Raw genomic sequence first — 430 nt, 5'->3', positions numbered from 1 at the left:
GAAGTTACCTTCTTAATTGGTGACTATACAGCGATGATTGGTGACCCAACTGGTAAAAGCGCAACTCGTCCACCGTTGTCACGTGAACAAGTAGAAGCCAACGCTAAAACTTATCAAGAGCAAGTATTCCAGATATTAGACCCGAATAAAACAAAAGTACGTTTTAACTCAGAATGGTTTAATCAAAAGTCTGCTGCTGACCTTATTCAATTAGCAAGCCAGCAAACCGTATCACGTATGTTAGAGCGTGATGACTTTACTAAGCGTTATAGCAATCATCAGCCGATTGCAATTCATGAGTTTTTATATCCTTTAGTTCAAGGTTATGACTCAATTGCGCTTGAAGCTGACGTTGAGTTAGGCGGTACAGACCAGACCTTTAACTTACTTATGGGTCGTACTTTACAAAGCCGTTATGGCCAAGAATCTC

1 protein-coding gene is annotated in these 430 nt (G+C 40.5%); it reads left to right on the top strand.

The features are described from left to right. A partial coding sequence (gene tyrS, locus GBI16_RS18600) for a tyrosine--tRNA ligase (RefSeq protein ID WP_151707651.1) occupies positions 1-430 on the top strand: 430 nt, incomplete at both ends.

It is taken from the genome of Acinetobacter sp. TUM15064, assembly GCF_008980265.1.
GTDB lineage: Bacteria > Pseudomonadota > Gammaproteobacteria > Pseudomonadales > Moraxellaceae > Acinetobacter.
This window is presented reverse-complemented; position numbering and strand designations above follow the sequence as displayed.